The following is a 12,381-nucleotide window of genomic DNA, read 5'->3' as shown; positions in this document are numbered from 1 at the left end:
GCGAACTGCATTTAATTTAGTATTTTAATCCTTCCGTTGAAATTTAATTTCAACAACAGGGGAAACGCTTGTGTCTGTTATAATTAAAGTAGAACTGTCAATAAGAGAATAAGAAACAATTATTGTATCAGCTTCTTCAGGTAACGGAGACGAATAAATAACAAATGTACTGTCGGTGCGTTCGAAATAGTCTTCGTTTTTTATTCCGGTAATTACACTTGGCTCATAAAGTATTTTTCCGTTGTTTGGCAGCCGAAGTTCGTCGTCAACATAGTTAGAGAAGAAACTCAGTTGTTGCCCGTCGCTTATGTTTTCCCAATCCGAGTCGCCGGTTTTACTTCCTGTTTCTGTCCAGTCTATTACATAGCCAAATGTTTCCCAATCAATGGTTGGTTCATCGCCGGCATCGTCATCTTTCAGGCATGAAGAAAAGAACAAAAGTGATAAGATAAGGGGCAGATAGTTTTTAAGTATAATACATATTTTAGTGAATTTAATTGACATCTTACTCAATTTCAAACCTTACCAGTATGGAGTATTCCAGTTTTATTTTTTCAAATTCAATGTCAGGTTGTGTTAACTCCATTTCATCAGAATAGCCATATCCTCTGACAGCGATATTTGATATTCCGGCAACTTTTCCCTGAAGAGCATTATAGATGTGGTTATTTTGTTCCTGGATGTATATTGCTTTTCCAATTTTTTGATTGATTGCGCCGGTTAATGAAACCGCCTTTTCTTTTGCCGCTTTTATCGCCATCACTTTTACTTCGGTTTTGAATTCCTGTATTTTGGAATGGTCAATTTTTTCAACAGAAATATTTGATAATCCTAAAGTTTCAAGATCCCTGATTACCTGGCCGGCTGTATTGGCGCTTTCTACTTTTAGCTGGTATTCTTTAACTGAATTGATTTCGGTTCCTTTTAGCCAGTACTTTTGAAAGTTACTTGCCATGTCTCTGATTGTAAGTTGTTCTGACACATCGATTCCTATTTTGGAAAGCGCCTGAATCATCGATTTCTCCAATTTCTGAAGGTCTTCTTTTCCTTTGAAATCTTTTTCATTTACAACAATTTTCAGATAAATCTTATCAGGAACAATTTCCATTTCTGCGTTTCCAGTAACTTCAATATAGTTTTGGTCGATAAAATTCTTCTCTCCGGGCTGAGCAAAAGAGGAAATCGAAAAAACTACAAAAGCAATTAAAATTATTTTTTTCATCGTATTCTGTTTTATCATCTTTTTTATGATGACAAATGTTGCTTTTGAGTTGCGTTATGTTAAAATAAATAGAGTTTAAAGAATGGCTTCAAGCCAGAAATGATAAAGCCGGGCATTTTCTGCAAAAGCATTTTCCAGGGTATCTTTTAAATTAACAGAGAAGAACACAGTGTCTATATCTTTTTCGCAACCTAAATACAGACTTTTTTTCTGAAACCATTCCTGGAATTTCTCAGGGAGAGAATTTGTAACGGGGCGTTTGTAATTCTCTCCTCCCGGAATAAACAGGTTTTGGGTGTTGTAGCTGGCAATAATCGGTTCGAATTTTTCCGGATATGCAAGAATGTAGCTTCTTATTTTCTCCATGTTTTGCGGAGTAGCCGAATAAAAACCCACTCCGTAACCATATTTTTCAGGAGTAAAATAGAAATAGAATTCAGGAACATTGCCCCAGATTTTCGTCGGTCGTTTGAACGATATCCATTGTTCTGTTCTGAACGGCGATTTATCAGCCGAGAAACGGGTGTCGCGGTATATCTTCGAAATGGTTTTGTTTATTGCCGGAGAAGTTTCAATTTCTGCATCCATACTTTTTAGCGGCAGTTGTAAATCGCTTACCAATTGCCTCAATGGTGTCAGGAGGTTTTTTTCGTATATCTGTCGGTTCAGTTCAAACCATTCTTTATTGTTGTTGGCCGCCAGGTCTTTCAGAAACTGAATTCCTGTTTTTGTAAATCCGTTAAACATTATTGTATTACTCCTTTTGTTTCTGTGCGGTAAACATTATCATTTTTGTAAATAAATAAGAACTTTCCGTCGGGCGAAATGTCAAAAGAATCATCCACCTCAGAAGAATTAAAACGCTTTCCAAAATTAACCGGTTTCGCCCAACCTTCTTTATTCCTGTAAGAAATAAATGCGTCGTATTTACTTTTGCTGTTTTCAACTTCTGTTGAGGTTATTATAAATTTTCCGGCGGGATCAACAAACGGATTGGTTACGCTGCAATTTCCTTCAAAAGGTACATTCTCTTTTGCGGGTTCTGAATAAACACCATTCAAATAATCCGATTTATAAATACTTCCTTTGTTGGTCTTTAAGTCCCATGCGCAAAAATAAATGGTTCCTTCGTTGGTTATGCTCGGGTGAAATTCTAAAATATCCGGGTTTGTAATGTCGATTATTTTTTTGGCGTTCACCCATTTGTTCCCCGCTTTTTCCATGCGCCGGATACTATATTGTTTGATGTCTTTTTCTCCTTTGCTCGAAGAAAAATACAAGTATTTGCCATCAGGAGAAAAAGCAGGTTCCACGGCAAAACAGTCTCTGGAGAAAAAAGCAACTTCGGGTTTCGACCAGCCACTTTCCATTTTTTTTACATGCATTATTTTGCATTCAGGCCATGTACCGGTAGCAAAAAAGACTTCATCCCCCACAGGAGAAACAGCCAGCGAATATTCTTTTGTATTTTCCAGCGAAACGATGCCGGGTGCAAAAAGCTCAATTTTATCTTCGGGAGAGGGAAGTCCAAAATAGTCAAAACTGTTTTGTTGTGCCGATGCAGACAGTGCTATCGAAAAGAACAAAATCAATAAAAGGGTAGTTTTCATCGTTTTTGAATACAAAATTACGCTTGCTTTAAATAAAAAATCAGACAAAAATTACGGGTTAAATGGTACTTTTCATGGATTTATAACATTTTTATATGAATGTGGAGTGTAGCCAATCTTGTTTTTAAATGCCCTTACAAAATAAGAATCATCCTGAAAGTTTAATTTCCAGGCTATTTCAGCCACCGACAAATCAGAATACAGCAGTAATCTTTTGGCTTCAAGAAATACACGATTTTGAATAAAATCTTTTGGTGAAACTCCAGAATGTTGTTTTATCACGCTGTTTAAATGGCCGGCAGTTATATTCAGTTTACCGGCATAAAAACTTACTGAATGCTGGTTTTGAAAATGTTGGTTGACCAGTTTACGAAATTCAAAAATATATTTACAAACAGCCGGCTCCGACACGGAATTTAATTGGATAAACCGGCGATTTAGCCAAACTAAAACCTGATACAACAAGGCCCGCAATATGTGGTTGTCTTTTTCCTGTTGCCCGACAATTTCTTCTTCAATATTTTTTAGAATGGTTTTGAGATAGTCAAAATCAGAACTATCCAGCGAAAGAACAGGTTCGTGACCGGTGGCATTAAAATAGGATAAACGTTGTACAAACTCCGAATCGTTAAAAAAAGTTCCCAAAAATTCCTCTTCAAAAATTAAAACCAATCCTTTTGGGGTTTTGCCAATTTCCCATTTGCGAACTTGCATCGGAGAAGAAAAATATATTTTTGCCGGTTCTATGTTGTAACGGTACTCATCGAGTAAAAATTCCCCAACACCTTCTGTGATTAGTGTAATATCGTAATACGACAATACATGCGGTTTACCTTCCGAAATATATTTTTCAAGGTTTTCGAGCCTTATCAGATCGATAAGCAGCTCGGAGCCATATTTGGTTTTAAAAAAGTCGTATTGGTCCATTTTCCGGTTTTCAAAATCTATCCGAATTTAAAAACTTAAGCCTTAGTAAAGTGGAAATGTAACCAGAAAATAATTAAAAATTTATTGTTCATTATCGACTTCATTTGTTGATTGAGTTCGGTATTGAATAATATCTTCAATGGTAACCACCGACATATCATGTTTTTCTGCAAAATCAATAATTTCAGGTAGTCTGGCCATCGTTCCGTCCTGATTTGTCAATTCGCATAAAACAGCCGTGTCACCAAGCCCACCAAGCTTTACCAAATCCACACTTCCTTCGGTATGTCCTCTTCTTTCAAATACACCGTTTTCGCATGCTGTTAAGGGAAAAACATGTCCGGGATGCGCCAAGTCAGATGGTTTTGCATTTTTTGCTATCGCTGTTTTTATGGTGTGAATCCGATCTTTTGCCGAAACGCCTGTCGTTACGCCTTCTTTGGCTTCAATAGAAATGGTAAATGCCGTTTGATTTTTGCTGCTGTTGTGTTCTACCATTTGCCGCAATTGCAGGCTTTTGCTTTTTTCGGGAGTGAGGCACAAACATACAATACCGCTGCATTCGCGTATCATCAGTGCCATGTTGGCTTCGGTCATTCTTTCTGCAGAAAAAATAATGTCGCCTTCATTTTCCCTGTCTTCATCATCGACAAGTATAATTCCTCTGCCACTTTTTAATTTGCTGATTGCATTTTCTACACGTTCCTTGTAATTGCGTCCGAAGTTGTTGATGGTTTTCATTTTGCCTTTTATTAATCAGATAAAAATAACCTTCAGGGCAAAATGCGCCATAATACTCGCGGGAATATCGTGGTATTATTTTCTTCTCTCATCCAGACTTTCACTGTCGGTTTTGGAATTTCACCAAATCAGTCCTAAAAAGGAGTCGCGGACTTTTACCGCCGGTAGGGAATTACGCCCTGCCCCGAAGAAAACAATGCAAAATTACATTTCTTTTGTTAAAAGCAGATAGGATTATTGGTTAATTATTTCAAATTAAAAACCTTCTCCCCATTCACCCAGGTACTTTCAATTTTTGTATTTAAAACCTCTTCCGGAGAGGCTTCCATTAAATCGGTATCCAGAATAATAAAATCTGCATATTTACCGGGTTCAAGGCTACCTTTTTTGTTTTCTTCAAACGAGGCTTTTGCCCCCCAGATTGTCATGGAACGAAGCGTTTGTTTCCGGGTAAGTCCTTCGTTGAGTTGCCAGCCACCCAGCGGCCTTCCGGTGTGGTCAGTACGGAAAAGCGATGCATAAAAAGTATAAAGCGGTTCAATATTTTCTACCGGGAAATCGGTTCCGTTTGGTAACCAGCCATTCTGTTGTAGTAAGGTTTGATAAGCATACGCGCCTCTTAGCCGCCATTCGCCAAGTCGTTTGCCGGCCCAGTACATATCGGAAGTACAATGCGTTGCCTGAATAGAAGGAACAACCGAGTATTCAGCAAACTTTTGGAAATCGTCGGGATGAATTATCTGTGCATGTTCAATGCGCCAGCGACGATCGTTTTTGCCTTTCAGAAATTCTGCATACGTATTCAACATTAAACGGTTGGCACTGTCGCCAATACAGTGAGTGGCAACAATAAAATTGTTGTCGTAAGCCAGTTGGCAAATTTTATCATAATATTCCTGCGATTCAATTTGAAGCCCGCTGTTGCCGAAATCATCAAAATAGTCTTCGAGTAACAATGCGCCGCGCGAACCAAGCGCGCCGTCGGCATAAATCTTTATGGTATTTACAGTCAGTCGATCACCCTGTTTTGGCCCGGTTTTTACAAAGGTTTCAAAATTTTCATCTGTTGGATTTAGCATAGCATTTATTCGCATTTTTAGCCTGCCTTTATTTTGCATTTCCTCCATCAGCGATATTGTTGATTTTGATAAACCGGCATCGGTAACCGAAGTGAGTCCCACGGCAAAACAATTTTTTTGCGCTTCCAGCAATCCTTTTTGTTGGCGTTCCGAAGTGATTTCAGGAATGTATTCTCCAACCAGCCCCATGGCGTTGTCAATTAAAATTCCGGTGGGTTCGCCGTTTCTGATTATAACCTGGCCACCGGAAACTTTTGAATCGGCAGTAACACCTGCAATTTCCAGTGTTTTTGAATTGCACCAGCCGGCATGCCCGTCTACACGTACAAGGTAAACCGGAATGTCGGGGAATAATTCATCGAGGCGAGTTTTGTCAGGGAACGATTTTCCGGGCCAGTCATTCTGATCCCAGCTGCGGCCTAAAATCCAATCTCCGCCAAATTTATCGTGGTGTTGCTTTAATCGCTCATAAATTTCCTCCTGGGTTTCTGTTCCGCGTAAATCGGCATATTGCATCAGGTTAGTGGCGTATCCGTTAAAATGGCAATGGGCATCGTTAAAGCCGGGATAAATATATTTGCCTTCTGCATCAATAACTTCTTTACCTGAAAATTCTGAGAGAATAGTGTCATGCGTTCCAGCAGCGACAATTTTTCCGTCTTTAACAGCAATACTTTCTGCGGTTGAAAAGTTGTCGTCTACGGTGTAAATTTTTGCACCTGTAACAATTAAATCAACTTGTTTTTTATTTGAGCATGAAATCATCGAAATCAGAATAATAAAATGGATAAAAAACACCGGCCATTTGTACATCACTTGTAATTTTTTGATGAAAGAAACAAAATTAAATTAAATTACGGGAATTTGTTTTAGCAAATGGTTGTATTAAACATTATTGAAAATATGCTGTTGATATAAATCAGTGAACGGAATGATATTTTTCGAAAATGCCTAAAAACAAGTGTTAAAATATATGTTGGACAAATCTTTACGTTATATTTTTTTACTTTAGCGTTTCGTAAAAACAGAATAAAAGCAAAATGTTTACAATCGGTATTTTTTCTACACACATTCCCTACATCGCTTTTGTGCTGTTTTATGCCTATTTTTTTGTTTCAGGAGTTCAAAAAGCTGTTGACGGGAAAATTCCGCTTACTGATAAATGTGCATTTGTTTCTGAAATTCAGGTTGAGCAGGATATCCTTAATCAAGATTCTTCAAACGATACATACAACTACAAAGCTTTTGTAGTTTCGGATTTTGAAAGATTTATTTTTAAACGAAGGATAAAATACAGGATAAAAACCACTACGTTTTTTTATTCAACTGCAATTTTTACTTCTCTTTTCGAGCGGCCGCCACCCTTTGTTAGTTAACTTTTCTTTAAACAAAGGAAGGGATTTGTCGTTATCCCTAAATGATGATGACAATCTGGGTGATTTTCATTTTTAAACATTTAAAAAATATATTTTACAATGATAGGCCTTGCAGGTATCAATCATAAAACTTCGCCGATTGAAATCAGGGAGCAGTTTTCGATCTCAAAGGAAGAAATCATACCTTTTTCAGAACTTCTTCAGGATGATACTGGTATTTCAGACATAGTTGTACTATCCACTTGCAACAGAACGGAGATTTATTTTTCGCAGATGAAATACGATAATGTAACGGCAGCTAAGTTGATTTACAGAACGTTGAAGAAGTTTAAAGGGATTGAAAACAAATATTGGCATTTGTTTTACAATTACGGCAATTCGGAGGCGGTTCGGCATTTATTTGAAGTATCATCCGGAATTGATTCCATGATTATTGGCGAGGATCAAATTATCGGACAAATAAAGGAAGCCTACCAGTACTGCACCGATGCCGCTCTTACCGACGCTGTTCTGATGCGTTTGTTTCAAAAGTCGTTTGAAGCGGGTAAACGGGTTCGTTCGGAAACCAAAATAAAAATGGGAACCACGTCAATCAGTAGTGCTGCGGTTCAGAAATGTTTTCAATTGTACGACAGTTTGAATGATAAAAGGGTTTTGATGATTGGAGCCGGCGATACCGGAAGATTGGTACTGCAACATTTGAATAAGAGCGGTGTAAAAAGAATAACGGTGTCAAATCGTACCGAGGAAAAAGCAAAAAGACTGGCAGAACGGTACAGATGCGCAATGCTTCCTTTTGACCAAATGGCGAACCATCTTTTTCTGTATGATATTATTATCGTTGCAACAGGATCATCTGTTCCGCTTGTGACACGCGAGATGATTACCGATTCGCAGGAGAAAAGAGAAAATAAACCACAGGTTTTTGTCGATATTTCGGTTCCGCGGAATATTGAGAAAAATGTTGAAGAAATGGAAAATATTCAGCTGTTTACTATCGATGCACTGCAAAAAACAGTAGATACAAATGTGGAGAAAAGGATGCATAGCGTTTCTTCGGCAAGGGAAATTATTGATGAAATTGTTGACGAATTTTCGGAATGGCTGTCAAGTCGATCCTTACGTCCGGCGATAAAAATGATTACCGAAATAATGCAAAAGGTTTCAAACGAAGAGCTTTTGGGTTATTATAAAGCAGATACCGAAGATAAACAACAGGCAATTAATGAATTCTCCACTCACCTGACTCAAAAATATACACGTCTTTTTATTAAAAACCTGAAAGAGATAACCGAGAACGGAAAGAATACTGAATCATTACAAATCATAAATAAGTTGTTTAATTTTGTTTATGAACATGAAGAAGTAGAGGAATGATTAAAAAAAGTATTCGGATTGGCACCCGTGGGAGTAAACTCGCATTATACCAGGCCAATCTTACAAAAAAAATAGTGTTGGAAACCTTTCCGGAAACCAATGTTGAAATTGTAATTATAAAAACAAAAGGAGACAAAATTTTAGATGTTGCGCTTTCAAAAATTGGTGACAAAGGATTATTTACAAAAGAAATTGAAACAGCACTAATTGACGGAGAGGTAGATATCGCCGTTCATAGCCTGAAAGATCTACCGACGAGTCTTCCTGACGGACTTAAATTGGGGGCTGTTTTAAAACGTGCTGAATTTCGTGACGCACTCGTATCTAAAGACGGACGTAAATTAAACCAGCTTACTTCAGGCGATACCATTGCCACTTCCAGTTTGCGCAGAAAAGCAGGATTGCTGCGTATCAATAAAAATTTTAAAATTGTTGATATCAGGGGAAACGTTGAAACCCGGTTGAAAAAAATGGAAGAGGGCTACTGTGATGCCATGATTATGGCAGCCGCAGGTTTGCAACGCCTCGGACTTGATAAATACATCACTGAAATTTTGGATCCGGAAGTTTTGATTCCGGCTACCAGTCAGGGAGTGATTGCCATTGAATCGAGAATTGACGATCCGGAAATTGATGCCTGTTTAAAAGAAATCAATTATGCAGAAACCTGGGATGCGATTCAGGTGGAAAGAAGCTTTCTTCATAGTATTGAAGGAGGTTGTCAGGTTCCCGTAGGTTGTTATACCAAAACTGAAGGTGAAACAATATCCATCACCGGTTTTGTTGCAGCGGTTGATGGCTCTGAATTTCTGCTCGGTAAAGAATCAGGACGGGTGGACGAGGGCAAGATTATAGGAGAAAAACTATCTAAAAAATTGATTGATAAGGGAGCCGGAAGAATATTGGCAAACATAAGGCGATAATGAATCATCTGCTGAAAAATAAGCTGTTTATTTCTACGCGGCCTAAAGGACAATCAGATGAGCTAAATCGTCTGCTAAAAGAAGCCGGCGCCGAAACAGTAGAAATGCCACTTATTGAGATTCGCCCTGCAAATTTATCAGAAAAAGAGAATGATATTCTGGAACAACTGGAACAGTTTCAGTGGCTTATTTTTACGAGTCCCAATGGCGTTCGGTACTTTTTTGAGGTACTTGAAAAGAGAGGAATAGCAAATCTTCCCGAAAAGATTCAAATAGCGGTAATTGGCCCAAAAACAGAAGAAGAACTAAGTTTTTTTGGTTATTCGCCTGCTTTTGTTAATCCCGGAAACACAGGCGAACACTTTGCTGCAGCATTTTTAAAAAAAGTAGAAAACAATTCATACCAGCCGCGGATTTTGCTGGCACTTGGAAATCTTGCACGTACGGTTATCCAGAATGAATTAAGCGGGGTCGCAGCATGTATGCGGCTAAATGTGTATAAAACAGTAATCCCTGATTTAACAGATGAAAAAACTGTTCAACTTATTAAAGACAACCGCTACGAAATGCTTATTTTCACCAGTCCGTCGGCTATTCAAAATTTTATGAAACGATTTAACGACATTTCCGCAAAAAATATTCGGCTTGCCTGTATTGGGGAAACCACAGCAAGCGAGGCACGAAAACAGGGTATTCAACCGTTGGTTGTAGCAAAAAATGCTTCGGCACAGGGAATCGTCGAATCAATAATTCAATATTATTCTTAAAACACAAAAATTACAGATATGCATTATCCGGTAACAAGACTTCGTCGTCTGCGCAGAAACGCTGCCTTAAGAGACATGGTACGCGAAACCATATTAACCCGTCACGATTTAATAATGCCTTTATTTGTTTGTCCGGGCAAAGGGGTTAATAATCCTATTTCTTCCATGCCCGGCAACTCTCAGCTTTCGGTTGATTTTTTGGTTGAAAAAGGCAAAGAATTATTTGATCAGGGAGTACAATCAGTGTTGCTTTTTGGTATCCCGGAATCAAAAGATGAAACAGGAGAAGTAGCCTGTCAGCACAATGGTATTGTACAGCAAGCTACACGGGCGCTAAAGAAAGAAGTGCCTGATCTGTATCTGATTGCCGACATTTGCAACTGCGAATACACTACTCATGGTCATTGCGGAACCATTGTGGATGGCGATGTCGATAATGATCAGACCCTGGAGACCTTGGCAAAACAGTCGGTTTCGCTGGCAGAAGCCGGAATTGATATGGTAGCACCCAGTGACATGATGGACGGTCGTGTGGGAGCAATCCGCACAGCACTCGATAACAACGGGTTTCACAATCTTCCCATCATGGCTTATTCAGCAAAATATGCATCGGCATTTTATGGTCCGTTTCGCGAGGCTGCTGAAAGTGCTCCGCAATTTGGCGACCGTAAAACTTACCAGATGGATCCAGCTAATGGTGATGAAGCACTTCGTGAGGTAGCCCTCGATATTCAGGAAGGAGCAGACATTGTAATGGTGAAACCGGCCTTGAATTATATGGATATTATTCACCGTGTGAAAACCAGTTTTAATATGCCGGTTGCAGCTTATAATGTAAGTGGTGAGTTTTCCATGGTAAAAGCTGCGGCTGCAAAAGGATGGATTGATGAAAAACGAATTGTACACGAATTACTTACCGGATTAAAACGTGCCGGAGCCGATTTGATTATTTCCTACCATACGCAGGATATTATACAGGATTTATAAAAATTTACTTTCGTCATCCCGTGAATATATTTATCGTTGTTCTTCGGGAGATGAGATTTAAAAATTTATTAGAAATGACATACGAAAAAAGTATAGAAGCGTTTGCAGAAGCACAAAAACATATTCCCGGAGGAGTAAATTCGCCGGTACGTTCCTTTAAAAGTGTAGGTGGAAATCCGCCTTTTATAGCCAGTGCCAAAGGCTCCAGGGTTACTGATATTGACGGGAATGAATATATTGATTATGTAGGTTCATGGGGACCTATGATTTTAGGGCATTCGCATCCAAAAGTAGTGGAGGCAATTCAAAAAACTGCGGTTCTGGGAGCCAGTTTTGGCGCGCCCACATTGCTTGAAACAGAAATTGCCAAACAAATCAAAAAGATGGTTCCTTCCGTCGACAGTGTCCGAATGGTGAACTCGGGAACAGAAGCAACCATGAGTGCCTTGCGACTGGCCCGTGGTTATACTAACCGCGATTTGGTTATTAAATTTGAAGGATGCTACCATGGTCACAACGACAGTTTTTTAATTGAAGCCGGTTCGGGTGCCCTTACGTTTGGCGTGCCCAACACACCGGGAGTTACCAAAGGAACTGCGCATGATACACTTACGGCTAAGTTTAATGATCTTGCCTCGGTACAGCGTTTATTCGAAGAAAATAACGGAAAAATTGCTGCTGTAATTCTGGAACCGATTACCGGAAATATGGGTGTAATTGTTCCTGATAAAGAATTTATTGAAGGAGTAAGAAATCTGTGCGATGAAAACCAGACCGTATTGATTTTTGATGAGGTGATGACCGGATTCCGGGTGGCCAAAGGTTGTGCACAGGAAGTACTTGGTATAAAACCCGATTTAACCACTTTTGGAAAAATCATCGGTGGCGGCTTGCCGGTAGGTGCCTATGGTGGCAAACAGGAAATTATGGAAATGCTGGCGCCGCAGGGGCCTGTTTATCAGGCAGGAACATTGTCGGGAAATCCATTGGCAATGGCGGCAGGTTTAACCACTTTACGTTTACTCGACCAGGCTCAGGATTTTTATGAAGATCTTGAAATATCTTCGGCTTTGCTGGAGGAAGGCCTTCAGAATAATTTGAAAGAGTTAAAGTTTAAAGGTGTAATCAACAGGGTGGGCTCTATGTTTACGTTGTTTTTCACAGAAGAGGAAAGTGTAAAATCCTTGTACGATGTAAATAAATGTGATACTTCTTTGTTTGCACGTTATTTTAAAATTTCACTTGATAGCGGCATTTATCTCGCACCTTCGCAATATGAAGCCGGATTTGTCTCAGCAGCGCATACCAATGAAGACATTCGGAAAACGATAGAAGCAAGTTATAGTGCATTAAAGCAACTTAAGGGGTAAAA

At 39.1% G+C, this 12,381-nt stretch carries 13 protein-coding genes and 1 riboswitch; of the genes, 6 read left to right on the top strand and 7 right to left on the bottom strand.

All coding sequences use genetic code 11. The annotated features are described in order from the left end of the window. Nucleotides 1–24: 24 nt before the first annotated feature. The 7 genes from GM418_RS11185 to GM418_RS11155 all read right to left on the bottom strand — a co-directional run bounded on the left by GM418_RS11185 (nucleotide 25) and on the right by GM418_RS11155 (nucleotide 6,392). Nucleotides 25–504 carry a hypothetical protein gene (locus GM418_RS11185; RefSeq protein WP_158866066.1) on the bottom strand — a complete coding sequence of 160 codons (480 nt, stop codon included), beginning with the start codon at nucleotides 502–504 and terminating at the stop codon, nucleotides 25–27. Between the two features lies 1 nt (nucleotide 505). Next, a complete protein-coding gene (locus tag GM418_RS11180; RefSeq protein WP_158866064.1) occupies nucleotides 506–1,222 on the bottom strand; it encodes an SIMPL domain-containing protein in 717 nt (238 codons plus the stop codon). A 75-nt stretch (nucleotides 1,223–1,297) separates the two neighbouring features. Continuing rightward, on the bottom strand, nucleotides 1,298–1,969 hold the full coding sequence (locus GM418_RS11175) for a DUF2461 domain-containing protein (RefSeq protein WP_158866062.1): 672 nt from the start codon (nucleotides 1,967–1,969) through the stop codon (nucleotides 1,298–1,300). Further along, nucleotides 1,969–2,832: a TolB-like translocation protein gene (locus GM418_RS11170; protein ID WP_158866060.1), complete on the bottom strand. Its 864-nt coding sequence runs from the start codon at nucleotides 2,830–2,832 to the stop codon at nucleotides 1,969–1,971. The genes GM418_RS11175 and GM418_RS11170 overlap by 1 nt, the downstream gene beginning before the upstream one ends. A gap of 72 nt (nucleotides 2,833–2,904) precedes the next feature. Then, a complete protein-coding gene (locus GM418_RS11165; protein WP_158866058.1) occupies nucleotides 2,905–3,759 on the bottom strand; it encodes a helix-turn-helix domain-containing protein in 855 nt (284 codons plus the stop codon). Nucleotides 3,760–3,840: 81 nt separating this feature from the next. Continuing rightward, nucleotides 3,841–4,500 carry a 3,4-dihydroxy-2-butanone-4-phosphate synthase gene (ribB, locus tag GM418_RS11160; RefSeq protein ID WP_158866056.1) on the bottom strand — a complete coding sequence of 220 codons (660 nt, stop codon included), beginning with the start codon at nucleotides 4,498–4,500 and terminating at the stop codon, nucleotides 3,841–3,843. A 76-nt stretch (nucleotides 4,501–4,576) separates the two neighbouring features. Continuing rightward, nucleotides 4,577–4,696: riboswitch (FMN riboswitch) on the bottom strand. 49 nt (nucleotides 4,697–4,745) lie between these two features. Continuing rightward, nucleotides 4,746–6,392 carry an amidohydrolase gene (locus GM418_RS11155; RefSeq protein WP_158872612.1) on the bottom strand — a complete coding sequence of 549 codons (1,647 nt, stop codon included), beginning with the start codon at nucleotides 6,390–6,392 and terminating at the stop codon, nucleotides 4,746–4,748. 227 nt (nucleotides 6,393–6,619) lie between these two features. Between GM418_RS11155 and GM418_RS11150 the strand changes: the two genes are divergently transcribed. From GM418_RS11150 to hemL, 6 genes are all read left to right on the top strand, one after another. Continuing rightward, nucleotides 6,620–6,955, top strand: a complete 336-nt coding sequence (locus GM418_RS11150; RefSeq protein ID WP_158866054.1) for a hypothetical protein — start codon at nucleotides 6,620–6,622, stop codon at nucleotides 6,953–6,955. 99 nt (nucleotides 6,956–7,054) lie between these two features. Further along, nucleotides 7,055–8,332 (top strand): glutamyl-tRNA reductase, encoded by a 1,278-nt coding sequence (gene hemA, locus GM418_RS11145; protein WP_158866052.1) that lies wholly within the window; start codon nucleotides 7,055–7,057, stop codon nucleotides 8,330–8,332. After that, complete coding sequence (gene hemC / locus GM418_RS11140; RefSeq protein ID WP_158866050.1) at nucleotides 8,329–9,255, top strand: hydroxymethylbilane synthase; 927 nt, start codon at nucleotides 8,329–8,331, stop codon at nucleotides 9,253–9,255. Before hemA ends, hemC begins: the two co-directional genes overlap by 4 nt. Next, a complete protein-coding gene (locus GM418_RS11135) occupies nucleotides 9,255–10,022 on the top strand; it encodes a uroporphyrinogen-III synthase (RefSeq protein ID WP_158866048.1) in 768 nt (255 codons plus the stop codon). Before hemC ends, GM418_RS11135 begins: the two co-directional genes overlap by 1 nt. 18 nt (nucleotides 10,023–10,040) lie before the next feature. Then, nucleotides 10,041–11,009, top strand: a complete 969-nt coding sequence (hemB, locus tag GM418_RS11130) for a porphobilinogen synthase (RefSeq protein WP_158866046.1) — start codon at nucleotides 10,041–10,043, stop codon at nucleotides 11,007–11,009. A gap of 74 nt (nucleotides 11,010–11,083) precedes the next feature. Continuing rightward, a complete protein-coding gene (gene hemL, locus GM418_RS11125) occupies nucleotides 11,084–12,379 on the top strand; it encodes a glutamate-1-semialdehyde 2,1-aminomutase (protein ID WP_158866044.1) in 1,296 nt (431 codons plus the stop codon). Nucleotides 12,380–12,381: the final 2 nt, after the last annotated feature.

Source organism: Maribellus comscasis (genome assembly GCF_009762775.1).
GTDB classification, from domain to species: Bacteria; Bacteroidota; Bacteroidia; order Bacteroidales; family Prolixibacteraceae; genus Draconibacterium; species Draconibacterium comscasis.
The sequence above is the reverse complement of the archived record's forward strand: the minus strand, read 5'-3'. Positions and strand labels throughout refer to the sequence as shown.

What these genes read in the sequence shown, in the direction of transcription:
- GM418_RS11185 (WP_158866066.1), bottom strand. Translation starts at nt 504, where the DNA reads ATGTCAATTAAATTCACTAAAATATGTATTATACTTAAAAACTATCTG.
- GM418_RS11180 (WP_158866064.1), bottom strand. Translation starts at nt 1,222, where the DNA reads ATGAAAAAAATAATTTTAATTGCTTTTGTAGTTTTTTCGATTTCCTCT.
- GM418_RS11175 (WP_158866062.1), bottom strand. Translation starts at nt 1,969, where the DNA reads ATGTTTAACGGATTTACAAAAACAGGAATTCAGTTTCTGAAAGACCTG.
- GM418_RS11170 (WP_158866060.1), bottom strand. Translation starts at nt 2,832, where the DNA reads ATGAAAACTACCCTTTTATTGATTTTGTTCTTTTCGATAGCACTGTCT.
- GM418_RS11165 (WP_158866058.1), bottom strand. Translation starts at nt 3,759, where the DNA reads ATGGACCAATACGACTTTTTTAAAACCAAATATGGCTCCGAGCTGCTT.
- ribB (WP_158866056.1), bottom strand. Translation starts at nt 4,500, where the DNA reads ATGAAAACCATCAACAACTTCGGACGCAATTACAAGGAACGTGTAGAA.
- GM418_RS11155 (WP_158872612.1), bottom strand. Translation starts at nt 6,392, where the DNA reads ATGTACAAATGGCCGGTGTTTTTTATCCATTTTATTATTCTGATTTCG.
- GM418_RS11150 (WP_158866054.1), top strand. Translation starts at nt 6,620, where the DNA reads ATGTTTACAATCGGTATTTTTTCTACACACATTCCCTACATCGCTTTT.
- hemA (WP_158866052.1), top strand. Translation starts at nt 7,055, where the DNA reads ATGATAGGCCTTGCAGGTATCAATCATAAAACTTCGCCGATTGAAATC.
- hemC (WP_158866050.1), top strand. Translation starts at nt 8,329, where the DNA reads ATGATTAAAAAAAGTATTCGGATTGGCACCCGTGGGAGTAAACTCGCA.
- GM418_RS11135 (WP_158866048.1), top strand. Translation starts at nt 9,255, where the DNA reads ATGAATCATCTGCTGAAAAATAAGCTGTTTATTTCTACGCGGCCTAAA.
- hemB (WP_158866046.1), top strand. Translation starts at nt 10,041, where the DNA reads ATGCATTATCCGGTAACAAGACTTCGTCGTCTGCGCAGAAACGCTGCC.
- hemL (WP_158866044.1), top strand. Translation starts at nt 11,084, where the DNA reads ATGACATACGAAAAAAGTATAGAAGCGTTTGCAGAAGCACAAAAACAT.